Raw genomic sequence first — 13,671 nt, 5'->3', positions numbered from 1 at the left:
AGCCGTGAGCGCCGCACTGACCTGGACTGGTCGGTGCTGCACGCGGCCAAGACCGCTCCTATTCGAGCGGCGGCAGGCACGGGTCGTGTTCTATCCTCCGAATCGAGTGGGACCGGTTTCGGTCCCGCCCGGGATCTTGAGGAGGTGGGTCCGGTCACTGGGACCGACGCAGGGACCGACAACGGCCAGGCGGAGCTGCCCGAGGGCCAGGGCGCCAGCGCGGACGCGTCCGATGAGACGACCGCGGAGCGCAGCGCGCGCTTCGAGCGGGGCGCGCTCGAATTCCTCGACCAGATGTACTCGGCGGCGCTGCGCATGACGCGCAACCCGGCCGACGCCGAGGACCTGGTGCAGGAGACGTACGCCAAGGCGTACGCGTCCTTCCACCAGTTCCGCGAGGGCACCAACCTCAAGGCGTGGCTGTACCGCATCCTCACCAACACCTTCATCAACTCCTACCGCAAGAAGCAGCGCGAGCCGCAGCGCTCCGCCGCGGAGGAGATCGAGGACTGGCAGCTCGCCCGCGCCGAGTCGCACATGTCGACCGGTCTGCGCTCCGCCGAGTCGCAGGCGCTCGACCACCTGCCCGACTCGGACGTGAAGGAAGCCCTCCAGGCGATCCCCGAGGAGTTCCGCATCGCCGTCTACCTCGCGGACGTAGAGGGCTTTGCCTACAAGGAGATCGCGGACATCATGGGGACACCCATCGGTACGGTGATGTCCCGGCTGCACCGGGGCCGCCGTCAACTGCGCGGCATGCTGGAGGACTACGCCCGTGAGCGAGGCCTGGTCCCGGCCGGCGCCGGAGAGTCGAACGAAGCGAAAGGCTCGGGCTCATGAGCTGCGGAGAGCCGCACGAGACGGACTGCAGTGAGGTCCTCGACCATCTGTACGAGTTCCTCGACAGCGAGATGCCGGACGTCGACCGCGACAAGTTCCAGCACCACTTCGAGGAATGCTCGCCGTGCCTGGAGAAGTACGGCCTGGAGCAGGCCGTGAAGAAGCTGGTGAAGCGATGCTGCGGGCATGACGACGTGCCCGCCGACCTGCGGGCCAAGGTCATGGGACGGATCGAGCTGATCCGTTCCGGGCAGACCGTGCCCGAGCACGACGTGACCAAGGCCCCGGCGGCACCGCAGGAGTCCTGACCCGCCCGGGACCACGGAAAAGCCGCATCACCCGAACGTGCTAATCCTCAGGTCATAGGCCCCGCACCCGCCGATCCCCGTCCTACGCTCCGAGCCTGGACGGGCACGGTCGGGGAGGTCGGGGAGGGGCGTGATGGACGCGGTACCGGCGAGGGCACGCGGCTATGTGACCGGCGTCGCCCTGCTGGCCGCCCTCTGCGTGCTGCCGCTGCCGGCGACGCACACCCCCTGGTGGGCGCTGGGCCTGCTCGCCGTGCTCTACGCGGCCTGCGAGCACGTCGTACGCCGTCGCTTCGGCGGCCCCTTCTACCCGGTCCTGCTCGCCGGCGCGTTCCTGCTGCCCCCGCCGGCCGCCGCGCTCGTCGCGGTGCCCGCCGCCCTGCTGTCGCCGGTCGAGCACCGGCCCGCGCTGCTCCGGCGCGTCTGGCGGGCCGCACAGCCCGCGCTCGCCGTGTGGGCCGCCGCCCGGGTGCACGAGGGACTCGGCGGCCGGGACACCGTCGCCGGCTCCGACTTCCCGTGCACCCTGCTGCCCGCCGGCGCGGCCGTGCTCGCCTTCTGCCTGGTGCTCACCGCGCTCGACGGCGGGATGCGCGCGGCGACCGGGCTGGTGCCGCTGCGGCGGGCCTGGCGCGGGCTGCTGGCCCGCTCCCTCGCGCCCGTCGCCGTCCACGGACTCGTCGGCCTGATGATGGCCGTGCTGTGGCGCAGCCCGTACGGCCCGGTCGCCGCACTGCTCGTGCTGCTGCCGATGTGCGTCTCCTGGTGGGTGTTCGCCCAGTACCACCGCGAACGCGCCGCCCACCAGGCCACCATCCGCGCCCTCGTGCAGGCCGTCGACATCAAGGACGGCTACACCCGCGGCCACAGCGAACGCGTCGGACAGGCCTCCGTGCTGATCGCCCGCGAACTCGGCATGGACGACGAGCGGGTGGAGGTGCTGCGCTTCGCCGGCATCCTGCACGACGTCGGCAAACTCGGCGTACCCACCCGGCTGCTGCGCAAGAACGGCCCGCTCACCCCCGAGGAGCGGCGGATCATCGAGCTGCACCCCGAGTACGGCCACGAGATGGTCCGCGGCATCTCCTTCCTCGGCGAGGCCCGCGCGGCCATCCTCCACCACCACGAGCGGCTCGACGGCAGCGGCTACCCGTACGGCCTGAGCGGCGACCGGATCCCCGAGTGCGCCCGGATCGTCGCCGTCGCGGACGCCTTCGACGCCATGACCTCCACCCGCTGCTACAGCCGGGCCCGCCCGGTCGAGGCCGCCGTCGCCGAGCTGGAGCGCTGCGCCGGCGCCCACTTCGACCCCCGCATGGTCGGCGCCCTCGTACGCGCCCTGCGCCGCTCCGGCTGGCATCCGGCGGTCACCGCCGACGAACCGGCCCACGACAGCCCGCCCGCGCCGCGGGCCGCCGGCACCGGAGCGTCCCGATGAAGCCCGCCCGCGCCGCGGGCCGCCGGCACCGGGGCGCTCCGCTGACCACCCTGCGGCTCATCCACGGCGCCGCCGCCCTCGTCGCGGCCGGCTCCCTCGCCGTCACCCTGTGGACCGGCCTGCACGACCGGGGCGTCGCGCTCGCCTTCGGCGTGCTCATCACCGTGGGCGAGCTGACCCGGTGGAGCGACGCCCACGGACGGCGGCAGGCCGCGCCCCTCGGCGCCGCCTGCTCCCTGGCGTACGCCCTGCTGGGCGCCGACGCCGGCCGGCCCAGCCAGCACGACGCCGCCCAGGTCGTCACCGTCGTCCTCGTCGCCACCGTGCTCGGCGCCGTCCCGCACATCTGGTCCGGCTCCGGCCCCACCGCCGACCACCTGGCCCGCCGCCTCCTCACCGTCGGCTTCGCCGCCGTCTGCTTCCAACCCCTCTACAACCGGGGCGTCTTCACCCCCTGGAGCGGCCCCGCCTACGCCCTGCTGCTGCTCACCCTGCTCGCCCTCACCTCCCTGTGCGGCGCCGTGCTGGCCGCCGCGCTCGCCCACTGCCGTACCCGCTGGCCGTTCGGCCCGCTGCTGCGCGAGGAGCTGCGCGGGCTGCTCGGCATCGGCTCCGCCGTCTGCGCGACCGGCGCGGTGATGGCCCTCGCGGTCGCCGTCGTCGGCCTGTGGGCACTGCCCGTGTTCTGCCTGCCCATGCTGCTCGTCCAGCTGTCCCTGCGCCGGTACGCGGCCGTCCGCTCCACCTACCGGCAGACCATCGCCTCCCTCGCCCGCGCCACCGAGATCGCCGGCTGCACCCCCGCCGGGCACGCCCACCGCGTCGCCGCGCTCAGCCAGGCCGTCGGCCGGGACCTCGGCCTGACCGGCCCCGAACTGACCGTCCTGGAGTACGCGGCCCTGATGCACGACATCGGCCAGCTCAGCCTGGTCGACCCGGTCCCGGGCGGCGCCACCGCCGCCCTGCCCGCCGCGGAGCAGCGGCGCATCGCCCTGCTCGGCGGGGCCGTCGTCCGGCAGACCGGCGTCGACCCCGCCGTCGCCGTCGTCGTGGAGCGGCAGGCCGACCCCTACCCGGAGCAGCCGCTCGCCGCCCGGATCGTGCGCGCCGTGAACGCCTACGAGGAGAAGACCCGGGACGCCGGCCCCGAAGGTCCGCTGCGCGCGCTGGAGGAGCTGCGGCTCGGCACCGCCGGGACCTACGCCCCCGAGGTCGTGGAGTCGCTCGCCCGGGTGCTGGCCCGTCCCCCGGGCAGCCGAGAGCCCGCGCCGGTGAGACGAACGGGACTGTCTGACCCCGTGCCCGGCTGGGTAACCCATGGGTAATGAGCGCCTTTCCCGCCGCACGTGGTTGGATGCGAGGGAGAGGGTGTCCGGGGGCACAAGCCAGCCCACAGCGGGAAATGGAACTGGCAGGCGGGAATCGTGAGGATCTTCGGCAAGGGACGGCACCGGCCCTCCGCCTCCTGGCGGCAGGCCACCGACCGCGCGTTCACGCTCATCGGCGACGGCCGGTACGAGGACGCGGGCGAGCTGCTGACACGCGCCGCCGATCTGGAACCCTGGCTGTCGGAGTCCTGGTTCAACCTCGCGCTGCTGCACAAGTTCCGGCACGACTGGGAGCAGGCCCGCGCGGCCGGCCTGCGCGCGGTGGCCCTGCTGGACCGGGAGACCGGGGCGCCCGACTGGTGGAACGTGGGCATCGCCGCGACCGCCCTGCAGGACTGGCCGCTGGCCCGCCGCGCCTGGCAGGCGTACGGGCTGAAGGTGCCCGGGGGCGCCGCGGCCGCCGCGGAGCCGGTCGGCATGGAGCTGGGCAGCGCGGCCGTACGACTCTCCCCGGAGGGCGAGGCCGAGGTGGTCTGGGGCCGCAGGCTGGACCCCGCCCGGCTGGAGGTGCTGTCCATCCCGCTTCCCTCGTCCGGGCGACGCTGGGGCGAGGTCGTGCTGCACGACGGCGTCCCGCACGGTGAGCGCACCACGTCCACCGGGCACTCCTACCCGGTCTTCGACGAGATCGAGCTGTGGGCGCCGTCGCCCGTCCCCACCTGGGTGGTCCTGCTCGAGGCGGCCACCGAGGCGGACCGGGACGCGCTGGAGCAGCTGGCCGCGGACGCGGGGTTCGCCGCGGAGGACTGGTCGTCCTCGGTGCGGCTGCTGTGCCGGATGTGCAGCGAGTCCCGTATGCCGTCCGACGAGGGCGAGGGCGTGCACCTCGACCCGCACGACCACAGCGAGCCGGGACACCCCGGGCCGCTGGGACACCGGACGGACGGGCAGCTGTGGGTGCCGGAGCGGGAGTGCGGGGTCGCCGCGCCGGCTTCGCTGGTCCGGGGGCTTCTGGAGGGGTGGGTCGCGGACAGCCCGGACTCGCGTGACTGGCGGGATCTGGAAGAGGTCTGCTGACCGGTCGCCGTACCCTGTATCAGCATCACCCCCTGTTTTTCCGAGGAAGGCGTACGTCGGTCATGGCGCAGCAGGACACCGATCAGCAGCACGCGGGCGTGCTCCCCGTCGACGACGAGGGCTACGTCGTCGACACGGAGGACTGCGAGGAGCGCGAGAGGGCCTGGCGTGAGCGCGGCACCTCGCGGCCGATCACGGTCGTCGGCAATCCCGTGCTGCACAAGGAGTGCAAGGACGTCACCGAGTTCGGCGAGGAGCTGCAGCAGCTGGTCGCCGACATGTTCGCCAGCCAGCGCACCGCCGAGGGCGTGGGCCTGGCCGCCAACCAGATCGGTGTCGACCTGAAGGTCTTCGTCTACGACTGCCCGGACGACGAGGGCGTCCGGCACGTCGGCGTGGTGTGCAACCCGAAGCTGGTCGAGCTGCCCGCCGAGCGGCGTCGGCTGGACGACAGCAACGAGGGCTGCCTGTCCGTCCCCACGGCGTACGCGCCGCTCGCGCGTCCCGACTACGCCGAGGTGACCGGCCAGGACGAGCGGGGCAACCCGATCAAGGTCCGCGGCACCGGCTACTTCGCGCGCTGTTTGCAGCACGAGACCGACCACCTCTACGGCTACCTGTACATCGACCGGCTGTCGAAGCGGGACCGCAAGGACGCGCTGCGGCAGATGGCCGAGAACGAGCCACGCTACCCCGTGGTCGCCAACGACTGAGCAGCACCGCGTACTCGGGGCGCCCCGGCCGGGATCCTTCCTGGCCGGGGCGCCTTCGCGTCGTCGCTGTTCGTTCGCGCGTGCGTCGTACAACCGATCCCTTCCGTGCTCCTAATGATCCTTAATCAGTCACACAAGGGGGGATTCTCAGCACCTTGGGGTAGTGAGTGAAGCAAATCCGTTCCCACGGCGGTCAGTTGTGGTGCTGAATGGAAGTGCGGGATACGCAACGGCGCACGCCCGGCACAACAGGCGGGGTGTGCGCTCCTGGCGGCTGAGAGGGGTTTGTTCGTGCAAGCTTTCCCACACAGCACCACAGCGACACCGACGGCGGTCGTAGTCCCACCCTCACTGGCACTCCCGGTGATCGAGTCCGCCTTTCCCCGGCAACTGCATCCGTATTGGCCGAGACTCCAGGAGAAGACACGGCTCTGGCTCCTGGATAAACGGCTCATGCCGGCGGCCAAGGTGCAGGAATATGCCGATGGACTGTGCTACACCGACCTCATGGCGGGCTACTACACCGGAGCCCCCGAGGAGGTCCTGCAGGCCATAGCCGACTACAGCGCCTGGTTCTTCGTCTGGGACGACCGCCACGACCGTGACATCGTGCACGGCCGGGCGGGCGACTGGCGGCGGCTGCGGTACCGGCTGCACACGGCTCTCGACGCACCCAGGCACCACCTGCACCACCCCGACCCGGTCGTGGCGGGCTTCGCGGACAGCGTGCTGCGGCTGTACGGCTTCCTGCCGTCCACCTGGAACCAGCGGTTCGCCCGGCACTTCCACGCGGTCATCGAGGCCTATGACCGTGAATTCCGCAACCGCGCCGAGGGATACATACCCGGCGTCGAGGAGTATCTCGCCCTGCGCCGCCTCACCTTCGCGCACTGGATATGGACGGACCTGCTGGAACCCAGTGCCGGGTGTGAACTCCCGGACGCGGTGCGGAAAAACCCGGCCTACCGCCGGGCAGCCCTGCTCAGCCAGGAATTCGCCGCCTGGTACAACGACCTCTGCTCGCTGCCGAAGGAAATCGCGGGCGACGAGGTGCACAATCTCGGAATCAGCCTCATCACCCATGCGGGGCTGACCCTCGAAGAAGCGGTGGACGAAGTCAGGCGGCGCGTCGAGGAATGCATCAGCGAATTCCTCGAAGCCGAGGAGAGGGCCCTGGTGTTCGCCCGCGAACTCGACGACGGAACGGTCGGCGGCAAGGAACTGAGCGCCGCCGTCCGCTCCTGCGTCGGAAATATGCGCAACTGGTTCAGCTCCGTCTACTGGTTCCACCACGAGTCCGGCCGGTACATGGTCGACAACTGGGACGACCGGTCCACGCCCCCGTACGTCACGAACGAAGCGGCAGGTGAGAAATGACCGTCGAGTCGGTGAAGCCCGAGACCCACGGGATCTCCGGGACGCCCGCACTGAGCGAACCGCCCCTGGCCGGAGGCGCCGTACCGGTCCTCGGCCACGGCCTGAAGCTGGTCCGCGACCCGCTGGCCTTCATGTCCGGGCTGCGCGAGCACGGCGACGTCGTACGCCTGAAGCTCGGCCCCAAGACGGTGTACGCCGTCACCACACCGGAACTCACCGGAGCCCTGGCCCTGAGCCCCGACTTCAAGATCGACGGCCCGCTGTGGGAGTCCCTCGAAGGCCTGCTCGGCAAGGAGGGCGTGGCCACCGCGAACGGCCCCCGGCACCGCCGGCAGCGGCGCACCATCCAGCCCGCGTTCCGGCTCGACGCGATACCCAGCTACGGGCCGGTCATGGAGGAGGAGGCGCACGCGCTGACCGATCGCTGGAAACCCGGCGAGACCATCGACTGCACCTCCGAGTCCTTCCGCGTCGCCGTCCGCATCGCCGCCCGCTGTCTGCTGCGCGGCGAGTACATGGACGAGCGCGCGGAACGGCTCAGCATCGATCTCGCCACCGTCTTCCGCGGCATGTACCGGAGGATGGTCATCCCGCTCGGGCCGCTCTACCGGCTGCCGTTTCCGGCCAACCGCGAATTCAACCGGGCGCTGGCCGATTTGCATCTGCTGGTGGACGAGATCGTCGCCGAGCGGAGGGCATCTGGTCAAAAGCCGGACGATTTGCTGACGGCATTGCTGGAGGCGAAGGACGACAATGGCGACCCCATCGGGGAACAGGAGATCCACGACCAGGTCGTCGCGATACTCACCCCCGGCAGCGAAACAGTGGCGTCCACGATCATGTGGCTGCTACAGGTCCTCGCCGAACACCCGGAACACGCCGAGAAGGTACGGACCGAGGTCGAATCCGTGACCGGCGGCCGACCCGTCGGATTCGAGCATGTCCGCTCACTCACGCACACCAACAATGTGGTCGTCGAGGCCATGCGGCTCAGGCCCGCCGTATGGATATTGACGCGCCGCGCGGTGACCGACACCGCACTCGGCGGGTATCGCATTCCGGCCGGGGCGGACCTCGTCTACAGCCCGTACGCGATCCAGCGCGACGGCCGCTCCTACGCCCGCCACCTCGACTTCGACCCCGGCCGCTGGCTGCCCGAACGGGCCAAGGACGTACCGAAGTACGCCATGAGCCCCTTCAGCGTGGGCAACCGCAAGTGCCCCAGCGACCACTTCTCCATGACCCAGCTGAGCCTGATCACCGCGGCGATCTCGGCGAAGTACCGCTTCGAGCAGGTCAGCGGGTCCGACGACACCACCCGTGTGGGCATCACGCTCCGCCCGCACCGTCTGCTGCTGCGGGCGACGCCCTGGTAGGCCTGGTACCGGCGCGCGCTCAGGCGGCCTGCGGGCCCCGGAACGCGCCCCGGTAGGCGTTCGGGGTGGTCCCGAGCGCCCGGACGAACTGGTGGCGCAGCGCGGCGGCCGTACCGAACCCGGTACGCCAGGCGACGGCGTCCATGGTCTCGTCCGTTCCTTCCAGCAACTCCTGTGCCAGCAGCACCCGTTGCCGCAGAATCCACCGGTAGGGCGTGGTCCCCGTCTCCTGCTGGAAGCGCCGGGCGAAGGTGCGCGGCGCCATATGGGCGCGGGCGGCGAGCTGTTCGACCGTGACCTCCTGGTCGAGATGGGCCTCCATCCACGCCAGCACCTCCCCGACCGTGTCGCAGGGTGCCTTCGGCAGGGGGCGCTCGATGAACTGCGCCTGCCCGCCGTCCCGGTGCGGCGGCACCACCATCCGGCGGGCGATCTTGTTGGCCACCTCCGGGCCCTGCTCCTTGCGCACGAGATGCAGACAGGCGTCGATCCCGGCGGCGGTGCCGGCCGAGGTGATCACGGGATCCTCGTCCACGTACAGCACGTCCGGCTCGACCGTGAGCCGGGGGTAGCGCCGGGCGAGCTGCTCGGCGTGGTGCCAGTGCACCGCACACCGCCGCCCGTCCAGCAGCCCCGCCGCGGCCAGCACGAACACCCCGGAGCAGACGCTGAGCACCCGCGTGCCCCGGTCCGCGGCCCGCCGCAGCGCCGCCAGCAGCTCCGGCGGATACGCGCGCTCCGCATAGGTCTCACCGGCCGGTACGGCGATCAGGTCGGCCTCCTCCAGCCGCTCCAGGCCGTACGGCGTGGACACGGTGAACCCGCAGTGGGTGCCCAGCTCGGGCCCCTCCGCCGACACCACGGCGAAGTCGTACACCGGCAGCCCGTCATCGCTGCGGTCGATGCCGAACACCTCGCACACGACACCCAGCTCGAAGGGGTGCACCCCGTCCAGCAGCACGGCTGCCACGTTCTTCAGCATGCTGCCAGTGTGCCTCGGTGGTGGCAGTAATTCGAGGGTCCACGGCAGTCCTGCCACTCCCGGTAAGGAGCATCCGGCGCGACAGTGGTGTCCATGAACGGAAACCAGATCGAAGGCCTGATCGGAATGCTCGCGACCCTCGGGATCCTGATCCTCCTGGTCCTCCCGTCCGCCCTCGGTGCCCTGCGCGACAGGCGCATCGACCGGCAGCTGAAGGAGGCCGAGCGCGCCCGGACCCCCACCGAGCCGACGGGCACCACCACCAAGCCCCGCAGGGCACACCACGGCGTGACCCGTCACGCCTGACCGGAAAGCGAACGGCGCCGCACGCCACCGCACCCCCGCGAAGGCGGTGCGGACGGGCGACGCCGAACACGCTCCTGGCCGGTCAGAAGTCCTCGTCCAGGTCGACGGTGCCCTCCACCGCGACCTGGTACGCCGACGGGCGGCGCTCGAAGAAGTTGGTCAGCTCCTGGACGCCCTGCAGCTCCATGAAGGAGAACGGGTTCTCCGAGCCGTACACCGGGGCGAAGCCCAGGCGGGTGAGGCGCTGGTCGGCGACGCACTCCAGGTACTGGCGCATGGAGTCGGTGTTCATCCCGGGCAGGCCGTCGCCGCACAGGTCGCGGGCGAACTGCAGCTCGGCCTCGACGGCTTCGCGGAGCATGTCGGTGACCTGCTGCTGGAGCTGGTCGTCGAAGAGGTCCGGCTCCTCCTTGCGGACGGTGTCGACCACGTCGAAGGCGAAGCTCATGTGCATGGTCTCGTCACGGAAGACCCAGTTGGTGCCGGTGGCGAGGCCGTGCAGCAGGCCGCGGCTGCGGAACCAGTAGACGTAGGCGAAGGCGCCGTAGAAGAACAGACCCTCGATGCACGCCGCGAAGCAGATCAGGTTGAGCAGGAAGCGGCGGCGGTCGGCCTTGGTCTCCAGCCGGTCGATCTTCTCGACCTCGTTGATCCACTTGAAGCAGAACTCGGCCTTCTCGCGGATGGAGGGGATGTTCTCCACGGCATCGAAGGCGGCGGCGCGGTCGTCCGGGTCGGGCAGGTAGGTGTCCAGCAGGGTCAGATAGAACTGGACGTGGACGGCCTCCTCGAAGAGCTGGCGCGACAGGTACAGGCGCGCCTCCGGGGAGTTGATGTGCTTGTACAGCGTCAGCACCAGGTTGTTCGCCACGATCGAGTCGCCCGTGGCGAAGAACGCGACCAGCCGGCCGATGAGGTGCTGCTCCTCGGGCGTGAGCTTGGCGAGGTCGGCGACGTCGGAGTGGAGGTCGACCTCCTCCACGGTCCAGGTGTTCTTGATGGCGTCCCGGTAGCGCTCGTAGAAGTCGGGGTAGCGCATGGGGCGCAGGGTCAGTTCGAAGCCCGGGTCGAGCAGGTTGGCGTTACGGGTGGACATTACTGGCAGGCCTCGCAGGACTCGGGGTTTTCCAGGGAGCAGGCGATCGCGTCGGGGTCGACGGCCTGCTGCACGGGGATGGGCTTGGCGGCCTGCGCCTGGCCCTGGGCGGCGCGGGCGATGCGCGTCGCGGGACGGGAGCGCAGGTAGTACGTCGTCTTCAGCCCGGACTTCCAGGCGTAGGCGTACATGGAGGAGAGCTTGCCGATGGTCGGGGTCTCCATGAACAGGTTCAGCGACTGGGCCTGGTCGAGGAAGGGGGTGCGGGCGGCGGCCATGTCGATCAGGCCGCGCTGGGGGATCTCCCAGGCCGTGCGGTACAGGGCGCGGACGTCTTCCGGGATCCAGAGGAAGTCCTGGACGGAGCCGCCCGACTCGCGCAGGGCCTCGCGGGTGCGGGCGTCCCAGACGCCGAGGTCCTTGAGGTCCTGGACCAGGTAGGAGTTGACCTGGAGGAACTCACCCGACAGGGTCTCGCGCTTGAACAGGTTGGAGACCTGCGGCTCGATGCATTCGTACACCCCCGCGATGGACGCGATGGTGGCCGTCGGCGCGATCGCGAGGAGCAGCGAGTTGCGCATGCCCGTCTCCGCGACGCGCCTGCGCAGGGCCTCCCAGCGCTCGGGCCAGGTCAGCTCGGCGTCGTAGTGGTCGGGGTGGAGGACTCCGCGGGCGGTGCGGGTCTGCTCCCAGGCGGGCAGGGGGCCGTTGCGCTCGGCGAGGTCGGCGGAGGCCTCGTAGGCGGCGAGCATGATGCGCTCGGCGATCCGGGTGGACAGCGCCTTGGCCTCGGGGGAGTCGAAGGGCAGGCGCAGCTTGAAGAAGACGTCCTGCAGGCCCATCGCGCCCAGGCCGACCGGGCGCCACTTGGCGTTGGAGCGGCCCGCCTGCTCGGTGGGGTAGAAGTTGATGTCGACCACGCGGTCGAGGAAGGTGACGGCGGTGCGGACGGTCTCGTCCAGCCGTTCCCAGTCGATGTCACCGCCGGCCGTGTCGACGAAGGCGCCGAGGTTGATGGAGCCGAGGTTGCAGACGGCGGTCTCGCCGTCGTTGGTGACCTCCAGGATCTCGGTGCAGAGGTTGGAGGAGTGGATGACGTTGCCGGGCTCGGCGGTCTGGTTGGCGGTGCGGTTGGCGGCGTCCTTGAAGGTCATCCAGCCGTTGCCGGTCTGCGCGAGGGTGCGCATCATCCGGCCGTACAACTCCCGTGCGGGGATGGTCTTCTTGGCCAGGCCCGCGGCTTCGGCCTTGCGGTAGGCGGCGTCGAACTCCTCGCCCCACAGGTCGACCAGCTCGGGCACGTCGGCGGGGGAGAACAGCGACCACTGCTGGTCGGCGTTCACCCGGCGCATGAACTCGTCCGGGACCCAGTGCGCCAGGTTCAGGTTGTGGGTACGGCGGGCGTCCTCGCCGGTGTTGTCCCGCAGCTCCAGGAACTCCTCGATGTCGGAGTGCCAGGTCTCCAGGTAGACCGCGGCCGCGCCCTTGCGCCGCCCGCCCTGGTTCACGGCCGCGACCGACGCGTCCAGGGTCTTCAGGAACGGCACGATGCCGTTGGAGTGCCCGTTCGTCCCCCGGATCAGCGAACCCCGCGAGCGGATACGGGAGTACGACAGACCGATGCCGCCGGCGTGCTTCGACAGCCGGGCGACCTGGTGGTAGCGGTCGTAGATGGAGTCCAGCTCGTCCAGCGGGGAGTCCAGCAGGTAGCAGGACGACATCTGGGGGTGCCGCGTGCCGGAGTTGAACAGGGTGGGGGAGGAGGGCAGGTAGTCCAGGCGGCTCATCAGGCCGTAGAGCGCCGCCACTTCGTCCACCGAGCGGGTCGTGTCGTCCTCGGCGAGGCCGCTCGCCACGCGCAGCATGAAGTGCTGGGGCGTCTCGATCACCTTGCGGGTGATGGGGTGGCGCAGCAGGTAGCGGCTGTAGAGGGTGCGCAGGCCGAAGTAGCCGAACCGGTCGTCGGCCGTGCGGTCGACCAGCGCGTCCAGCCGCTCGGCGTGCAGCCGTGCGAACTCGGCGGTGCGGTCGGCGATGAGACCCTCACGGTGCCCGACCGCGACGGACTCGGTGAAGGAGGTCACGCCCTGCGAGGCGGCCTCGTCCCGGATGGTGAGGGTCAGCAGCCGGGCGGCCAGCTTCGAGTACGCGGGGTCCTCGGCGATCAGTCCGGCGGCGGCCTCCGTGGCCAGCTCACGCAGCTCCGCCTCGTCGGCCCGCGATGACCGGCCCCGCAGCGCGGCGGCGGCGACCCGGCCCGGGTCGGCGTCGGGCAGGTCGGCGGTCAGCTCGGTCAGGGTCCGCAGCAGCGCGGCACCGGGACCGTCGGTCTCCAGCTCGCTGACTGAAGCCGGATCGGCTGGCGCGATGGTCACGTGGGGCTCTCCCTCGCTCGGCACGGGGGCCCGGCGGAGGGCAGGGGGCAGCCACGAGCGCGCACGGCGTCGCGTCCACCGGCCCACTCCGCGAGGCCCGGACGTTCAGAAACCCACCCGGACCGGACGGCCGGGTGTGCGCTGTCGGCAGGTCGTCGGACTCAACAGGCGCGCGGATGCACGCAGGTACACCGTTGCGGGACAGTTCCGGACTCACACCGGATTCCCCTGCGGCGACAGCGATCACGAGCATACATCTAGTGCCGGGTTCTCGCGGCACCCCCAGATGTTGTGCCGTTCGGTCTCAGAGGGTCAACTCGTCGGCGAGGAGCGTGACGCCGCCCGCGGCGTACGGGGCGGGCGCGCACGACAGCGGGGGGGGGGGGGGGGGGGGGGGGGGGGGGGGGGGGGGGGGGGGGGGGGGGGGGTGGGGGGGGGGTGGGGGGTGGCGCGAC

At 71.1% G+C, this 13,671-nt stretch carries 12 protein-coding genes and 1 riboswitch; of the genes, 9 read left to right on the top strand and 3 right to left on the bottom strand.

Annotated elements, in window-relative coordinates:
• Nucleotides 1-144: 144 nt before the first annotated feature.
• The 8 genes from ACZ4U1_RS27605 to ACZ4U1_RS27570 all read left to right on the top strand — a co-directional run bounded on the left by ACZ4U1_RS27605 (nt 145) and on the right by ACZ4U1_RS27570 (nt 8,457).
• The gene (locus ACZ4U1_RS27605; protein ID WP_467906855.1) at nt 145-840 is read left to right on the top strand and encodes a sigma-70 family RNA polymerase sigma factor; all 696 of its coding nucleotides are present in this window, start codon (nt 145-147) and stop codon (nt 838-840) included.
• Complete coding sequence (gene rsrA / locus ACZ4U1_RS27600; protein WP_059252525.1) at nt 837-1,148, top strand: mycothiol system anti-sigma-R factor; 312 nt, start codon at nt 837-839, stop codon at nt 1,146-1,148. The genes ACZ4U1_RS27605 and rsrA overlap by 4 nt, the downstream gene beginning before the upstream one ends.
• A 133-nt stretch (nt 1,149-1,281) precedes the next feature.
• Nucleotides 1,282-2,586 (top strand): HD-GYP domain-containing protein, encoded by a 1,305-nt coding sequence (locus tag ACZ4U1_RS27595; protein WP_467906854.1) that lies wholly within the window; start codon nt 1,282-1,284, stop codon nt 2,584-2,586.
• Nucleotides 2,583-3,911, top strand: a complete 1,329-nt coding sequence (locus tag ACZ4U1_RS27590) for an HD-GYP domain-containing protein (RefSeq protein WP_467906853.1) — start codon at nt 2,583-2,585, stop codon at nt 3,909-3,911. The genes ACZ4U1_RS27595 and ACZ4U1_RS27590 overlap by 4 nt, the downstream gene beginning before the upstream one ends.
• Before the next feature lie 99 nt (nt 3,912-4,010).
• Nucleotides 4,011-4,991: a tetratricopeptide repeat protein gene (locus ACZ4U1_RS27585; RefSeq protein ID WP_467906852.1), complete on the top strand. Its 981-nt coding sequence runs from the start codon at nt 4,011-4,013 to the stop codon at nt 4,989-4,991.
• Nucleotides 4,992-5,053: 62 nt separating this feature from the next.
• On the top strand, nt 5,054-5,704 hold the full coding sequence (gene def, locus ACZ4U1_RS27580) for a peptide deformylase (RefSeq protein ID WP_467906851.1): 651 nt from the start codon (nt 5,054-5,056) through the stop codon (nt 5,702-5,704).
• A 291-nt stretch (nt 5,705-5,995) separates the two neighbouring features.
• A complete protein-coding gene (gene cyc1, locus ACZ4U1_RS27575; protein WP_467906850.1) occupies nt 5,996-7,081 on the top strand; it encodes an epi-isozizaene synthase in 1,086 nt (361 codons plus the stop codon).
• Nucleotides 7,078-8,457: a bifunctional albaflavenone monooxygenase/terpene synthase gene (locus ACZ4U1_RS27570; RefSeq protein WP_467906849.1), complete on the top strand. Its 1,380-nt coding sequence runs from the start codon at nt 7,078-7,080 to the stop codon at nt 8,455-8,457. Before cyc1 ends, ACZ4U1_RS27570 begins: the two co-directional genes overlap by 4 nt.
• 19 nt (nt 8,458-8,476) lie before the next feature.
• Here ACZ4U1_RS27570 and ACZ4U1_RS27565 read toward each other — a convergent pair whose 3' ends face one another.
• A complete protein-coding gene (locus ACZ4U1_RS27565) occupies nt 8,477-9,439 on the bottom strand; it encodes a GlxA family transcriptional regulator (protein ID WP_467906848.1) in 963 nt (320 codons plus the stop codon).
• A gap of 93 nt (nt 9,440-9,532) precedes the next feature.
• Between ACZ4U1_RS27565 and ACZ4U1_RS27560 the strand changes: the two genes are divergently transcribed.
• Nucleotides 9,533-9,745, top strand: a complete 213-nt coding sequence (locus ACZ4U1_RS27560; RefSeq protein ID WP_467906847.1) for a hypothetical protein — start codon at nt 9,533-9,535, stop codon at nt 9,743-9,745.
• A gap of 82 nt (nt 9,746-9,827) precedes the next feature.
• Here the strand turns inward: ACZ4U1_RS27560 and ACZ4U1_RS27555 are convergent, their stop codons facing one another.
• Together ACZ4U1_RS27555 and ACZ4U1_RS27550 are read right to left on the bottom strand one after the other, a co-directional pair.
• A complete protein-coding gene (locus tag ACZ4U1_RS27555; RefSeq protein WP_467906846.1) occupies nt 9,828-10,841 on the bottom strand; it encodes a ribonucleotide-diphosphate reductase subunit beta in 1,014 nt (337 codons plus the stop codon).
• Nucleotides 10,841-13,216 (bottom strand): ribonucleoside-diphosphate reductase subunit alpha, encoded by a 2,376-nt coding sequence (locus ACZ4U1_RS27550; RefSeq protein WP_467906845.1) that lies wholly within the window; start codon nt 13,214-13,216, stop codon nt 10,841-10,843. Before ACZ4U1_RS27550 ends, ACZ4U1_RS27555 begins: the two co-directional genes overlap by 1 nt.
• Before the next feature lie 129 nt (nt 13,217-13,345).
• Nucleotides 13,346-13,469: riboswitch (cobalamin riboswitch) on the bottom strand.
• Nucleotides 13,470-13,671 lie beyond the last annotated feature (202 nt).

This window comes from Streptomyces sp. NPDC028928, from assembly GCF_055564915.1.
The sequence above is the reverse complement of the archived record's forward strand: the minus strand, read 5'-3'. Positions and strand labels throughout refer to the sequence as shown.